At 69.4% G+C, this 5,501-nt stretch carries 6 protein-coding genes; all 6 read left to right on the top strand.

Annotation, left to right across the window (positions count from 1 at the left end; all coding sequences use genetic code 11):
- The coding region (locus VFZ20_RS01940) for a M1 family metallopeptidase (protein WP_329682130.1) at window positions 1-2,178 on the top strand (2,178 nt) is incomplete at its 5' end.
- A gap of 86 nt (window positions 2,179-2,264) precedes the next feature.
- A complete protein-coding gene (locus VFZ20_RS01935; protein ID WP_329682129.1) occupies window positions 2,265-2,480 on the top strand; it encodes a type II toxin-antitoxin system HicB family antitoxin in 216 nt (71 codons plus the stop codon).
- 183 nt (window positions 2,481-2,663) lie between these two features.
- Window positions 2,664-2,981, top strand: a complete 318-nt coding sequence (locus tag VFZ20_RS01930) for a hypothetical protein (RefSeq protein ID WP_329682128.1) — start codon at window positions 2,664-2,666, stop codon at window positions 2,979-2,981.
- Between the two features lie 29 nt (window positions 2,982-3,010).
- Window positions 3,011-3,415: a hypothetical protein gene (locus tag VFZ20_RS01925; RefSeq protein ID WP_329682127.1), complete on the top strand. Its 405-nt coding sequence runs from the start codon at window positions 3,011-3,013 to the stop codon at window positions 3,413-3,415.
- A gap of 138 nt (window positions 3,416-3,553) precedes the next feature.
- Window positions 3,554-4,732, top strand: coding sequence for an acyltransferase (locus tag VFZ20_RS01920; protein ID WP_329682126.1), 1,179 nt, complete (start codon window positions 3,554-3,556; stop codon window positions 4,730-4,732).
- A gap of 79 nt (window positions 4,733-4,811) precedes the next feature.
- Window positions 4,812-5,330: an HPP family protein gene (locus VFZ20_RS01915; protein ID WP_329682125.1), complete on the top strand. Its 519-nt coding sequence runs from the start codon at window positions 4,812-4,814 to the stop codon at window positions 5,328-5,330.
- Window positions 5,331-5,501: the final 171 nt, after the last annotated feature.

The following is a 5,501-nucleotide window of genomic DNA, read 5'->3' as shown; positions in this document are numbered from 1 at the left end:
GTGTGGACGTGGATCGGCTTCTACCTGGTGCCGCACAACCTGATCGCGTACCCGTCCACGCCCACGCCCTTCTACTCGGACATGAACGGCTACGGCCACACGCTGGAGGGGTGGCGGTGGTACATGCTGTTCTGGGCGGGCGTGGCCGTGCTGCTGTCCATCGCCAGCAACCTGTTCTGGGTGCGGGGGATGGAGAGCGGCGGCCGCTGGCGGATGCGGATGGCCCGCGCCCGGCTCACGCGCCCCGTGCTTTCCGCCGCCGCGCTGGCCGTGCTGCTGGTGCTGGGGACGGGCGGCTTCATCGTGTACAACACGGCGGAGCTCAACGACTGGGAGACGGACGACGAGAGCAGCCGCATCACGGCGGAGTACGAGAAGCTCTACAAGCAGTACGAGCGGCTGCCCATGCCCCGCATCAGCGCGGCCACGCTGGAGGTGGACATCTTCCCCGCGTCGCGCGACCTGCGGATGCGGGGCGTCTACCGCCTGGTGAACCGCACGGGGCGTCCGCTGGACCAGGTGCACGTGGACCTGCTGAACACCCTGCGCATCCGCCGCCTGGAGCTGGGCGTCCCGGCGACAAAGACGATCTCGGACCACGAGAAGGGCTACCACGCGTTTCGCCTGGCCCGCCCGCTGGCGCCGGGCGACAGCACGGAGCTGCGCTTTGACGTGGAGCACGTGACGCGGGGCTTCGAGAACGAGCCCTCGTTCTTTCCCGTCGTCGAGAACGGGACGTTCTTCGACAGCCACTACCTGCCCGGCATCGGCTACAACGCCGAGGGCGAGCTGCAGGACGAGGGCGAGCGCGCCCGCCGCGGCCTGCCCGAGCGCCCGCGGGCCAACGCCATCGACGACCCGCGGGGCCTGGCGCGCAACTTCATCTCGCGCGACGCGGACCGGATCGACTTCCGCGTGACGGTCTCCACGTCGGCGGACCAGGTGGCGCTGGCGCCGGGGCGGCTGGAGCGCGAGTGGCGGCGGGGCGACCGGCGCTACTTCGCGTACCGCATGGACGTGCCCATGCTGAACTTCTACTCGTTCCTCTCCGCCCGGTACGCCGTCAAAAAGGCGCGGTGGAACGACGTGGAGATTGAGGTCTTTCATCACCCGTCCCACGCCTACAACGTGGACCGGATGATCGACGCCGTGAAGAAGTCGCTGGACTACTACACGCGGCAGTTCGGCCCGTACCAGCACCGGCAGGTGCGCATTGCCGAGTTCCCGCGCTACGCCGACTTCGCGCAGTCGTTCGCGGGGACCATTCCCTACAGCGAGGGCATCGGCTTCATCGCCGACGTGCGGCACGACGACATCGACTACCCGTTCTTCGTGACGGCGCACGAGGTGGCACACCAGTGGTGGGGCCACCAGGTGGTGCCGGCCGACGTGCAGGGCGCGGCCATGCTCTCCGAGACGCTGGCCGAGTACAGCGCGCTGATGGTGATGGAAAAGCAGTACGGGCGCGAGCAGATCGGCCGGTTCCTGCGGCACGAGCTGGACGGCTACCTGCAGGGCCGTACGGGCGAGCGCCGCGCGGAGATGCCGCTGGCGCTCGTCGAGAACCAGCAGTACATCCACTACAACAAGGGCGCGCTGGCCATGTACGCCCTGCGCGACTACGTGGGCGAAGAGGCCGTGAACGGCGCGCTGCGCGCGTTCCTGGCGCGGACGCGCAACGCCGCGGGGCCGTATCCCACGTCGCTGGACCTGCTGGACGACCTGTACCAGGCCGCACCGGACTCCATGCAGGGGCTGGTGGAGGACCTGTTCGAGACGGTGACGCTGTGGGACCTGGAGGCCACGCGCGCCGAGGGGACGGAGCTGCCCGACGGACGCTACGAGCTGCGGCTCACGGTCAACGCGCAAAAGGTGCGCGCGGGCCCCCTGGGCGACGAGACGCCGGCCCTCATCGACGACCTGGTGGAGATCGGGGTCTACGGGCGCGACGACAAGGAGCCCATCTACCTGCGCAAGGAGCGGTTCACGGGCGGGCCGCGCACCTTCCGCATCGTACTGGACGAGCGGCCGCTGCGGGCGGGGATCGACCCGCTGCACAAGCTCATCGACCGCGACCTGGACGACAACGTGGTGGACGTCACGCGCCGCGCCGGCACCCCCGTGCGCCCCCGCGCCGACTCCGCCGCCCGCCGCCCCGCGCGCGACACGGCGAGGTGACTGCACGGGCCGGCGTTTACTGCATTCTCACGCAGAGGCGCAGAGCCGCAGAGGAGAGGCCGCGGAGCATGGGACAGGAGATGGAGATGAAGCGATTCCTTGTGGTGTTCGAGCGTACCGGGACAGGGTTCTCGGCGTATTCACCCGACATCCCGGGCTGCATCAGCACAGGCCGCACGCGCACGGAGGCGGAGGCCAACATGCGTGAAGCGATCGCGTTCCACATCGAAGGCCTGTTGCTGGAGGGTTATCCCGTTCCTGAGCCGCAGAGCGAATACGCGTACGTGGACGTGTCGGCCTGACGTCGGGCTGCCTGCGTGTGTCGAAAACGAGAGGGCCGGCAGCGATGCCGGCCCTTTTCGCGTGCATCTGCGTCGGTGCGACGAGACGCGGCTGTCCCGTCCAGAGCGCTTGTATTTGGTGCCTGGAAGAAAACACTTTGAACAGCTATACTCGATGCGGACCTTTTACCGTGCGAGGCCCACATGGCGATGCGCGAGCCCCCGGAAGAGCTGTTCTACGACCCCGCGGACCTGGATCCCGACGCCCCGCGCCTGTACGTGCTGCGCAACGGCGACACGTGGGAGCTGCAGGACGAACCCGGCGACGTGCTAAGCACCCATCCCACGCGCCGCGATGCACTTGAGGACGCGCACGAGCGATCCGCCGTGGCGTTCTGTGAGATCCTGGCTCGCGGCTCGAACGGGCGTGCCGAATGGTGGATGGAGCAGAACGCCGCGATGCGAAAGGCGACCGAATACTGGCGCACCAAACCAACGGAGCAACGGGAGGCGGCAGATTGACGTCTCATAGACCCGTTCTGGATACGAACGTGCTCATCCGCCACGGCCTTGCGGAACTGGAGGAGGGCGTCTGGCTCTCGGCGGTCGTTCTGCAAGAGCTCACGGCAGGTGCGCGCGAAGAGCGAGAAGTTCGCCAACTCGAGGGGCTCACAAAGACGGCCCGGAAGCAAGGGCGGCTGCTGGTCCCCACGGGTGACGACTGGTTCTACACGGGCAAGGTGCTCAACGCGCTGCTGCGCGGCGTTCGCTCCAGGCGCGACACACGCAGCCACGCCATCGACAAGGGTGAGCAGCAGCGGCTCGTGCGCGACGTGCTCATCGCCCGATCGGCCAAGCGCGCGAACGCGCCCGTGGTGACGTACAATCGCGGCGACTACGTCAAGATCCAGCGATTCTGCAACGTTCGATTGATGGATCCGGAGTACTTCCTGTAGGCGTCGCGTGCGGCGTACGGCCCGCTTGTCGGGGCGGCCGAAATCGGCGAGATTTGTGTGCAACGACTGATGGCCGTCTTCGCGGCGGGCGCGCCCGGACTCCGGGTGATCCGCCGCTCGTGTTTTGAGGGATCTCGGATGGGAGAGCAGACCAAGCCGCACCTGGGCGCGCTCACCGGGCTGCGGTTCGTGGCGGCGTTCCAGGTGCTTGCGTACCACACGCTTCCGCTGACGGACGCGTCGCCGGCGTGGCTGCGCGCGCTGGTGGGGACCGGGTACGTGGGCGTGAGCCTGTTCTTTGTGCTGTCGGGGTTCGTGCTCACGTACACCTACCACGACACGCTCACCACCGGCGCCGTCACCCGCCGCGAGTTCCTGGTGGCGCGCGTGGCGCGGCTGTATCCCGTGTACCTGCTGTCGATGGCGTTCGCTGTGCCGGCGCTGCTGTGGTGGATGCAGCGCAAGCACATCGCCATGGACCTGGGCTGGCTGGCGCGACTGGTGGGGCTCAGCGGCGGGCTGCTGCAGGCGTGGAACCCGCGGACGGCGTGCGTGATGAACTGCCCGGCGTGGTCGTTGTCCGTCGAGGCGTTCTTCTACGTGGCGTTCCTGTTCGTGCTGCCCGTCGTGCCCACGTGGGGCGTGCGGCGCCTGCTGGCCGCCGGCGCGGCCGCGTGGGCCCTGTCGCTCGCGGCGCCCATCGTCTACCTGGCGCTGCGCCCGGACGGGCCGGCCGCCCCGGAGGCGCACTCCGTGGGCGTGTGGCTGTACTCGGTCAAGTACAACCCGCTGCTGCGGCTGCCCGAGTTCGTCATGGGCGTGCTGGCCGGGCGGCTGTTCCTGCTGGAGCGCCGGCCGTGGCTCACGCGCAGGATGCGGCTGGAGGTCTCCGCCGCCATCGTCCTGCTCGCGGCGCTGATCGCGAGCCCGCGCATTCCGTTCCTGCTGCTGCACAACGGGCTGCTGGCGCCCGTGTTCGCCGCGCTGGTGTACGCGCTGGCGCGCGGCGAGGGCGCGCTGAGCCGGGTGCTGTCCGTGCGCGCGCTGGCGCGGCTGGGGACGGCGAGCTTCGCGCTCTACATCCTGCACATCCCGCTGGCCGCCTGGATGGAACGCGGGCTCGGCCTCGCTGGCGCCAAGCCGCCGCAGCCGTGGTACTTCGCGACTTACGCGGCGTTCGCCATCGGCGTGTCGCTGGCGGTGCACGCGTGGGTGGAGGAGCCCATGCGCCGCGTGGTGCGCCGCCGCCTGTCGCCGCCGCCCATCACCCGCGACACCTCGGCCGTGCGGGAGGCGGACGTGGCGCAGATGGCCTGAACCCGCTCGCCCCCGCGAAATCCGCCGGTCCCATGCTTGCCGTGGGACCGGCGGACTTCGTTTGAGGAAGGGAGGAGGATTGGAGAAGGAGAGCCTCAAGCCGGTGGAGGGCGCCGCGCGCGCCATCCGCCGCCGGCTGCCGCTGCGGGGCGAGCTGATGCTGGCCGCGCTGCCCACCGCGACGGTGCTGCTGGTGCTGCTGATGGTGGAGGTGCTGAGCGAGCAGCGGCTGCTGTTCGCGTCGCTGGCGTCCAGCGCGTTCCTGATCTACCTGGACCCGCAGCACGGGATGAACAGCGTGCGCTCGCTGATCGTTGCGCAAATGGGCGCGGCGCTGCTGGGCGTGGGCACCTTTCTGCTGCTGGGCCCCGGCTACGACGCCGCCGCGCTGGCGATGGTCGTCACCATCCTGCTGATGATCCTGGCCGACGCCGTCCATCCGCCCGCCGTGAGCACCGCGCTGAGCTTCGCCCTTCGTGCCGGAGACGAGAGCAACGTGCTGCTCTTTGGCCTGGCCGTCGGCGTCACGGCACTGCTGGTGCTGCTGGAGCGTGCCGCCCTCTGGATGCTCGCCCGCTACGCGAGCCGCGAAGGATGACGAGAATGCGAACGCTGCTGATCGCGATGCTGGCGCTGCTGCCGGCCTGCTCACCGGCCGCGGTGGCGCCGGAGCCCACTATCGAAGTCACCGACGCGGCGCTCGTGGGCCGCTGCTTTCAGCTGCTCGACTCGGCCTCGGCGCCGCTCGCGGGTCCCTTCTGGTCCGGGA

This window comes from Longimicrobium sp. (genome assembly GCF_036280135.1).
Lineage (GTDB): Bacteria > Gemmatimonadota > Gemmatimonadetes > Longimicrobiales > Longimicrobiaceae > Longimicrobium.
Note: the sequence above shows the minus strand (reverse complement) of the source record. Positions and strands in the feature narration are given on the sequence as shown.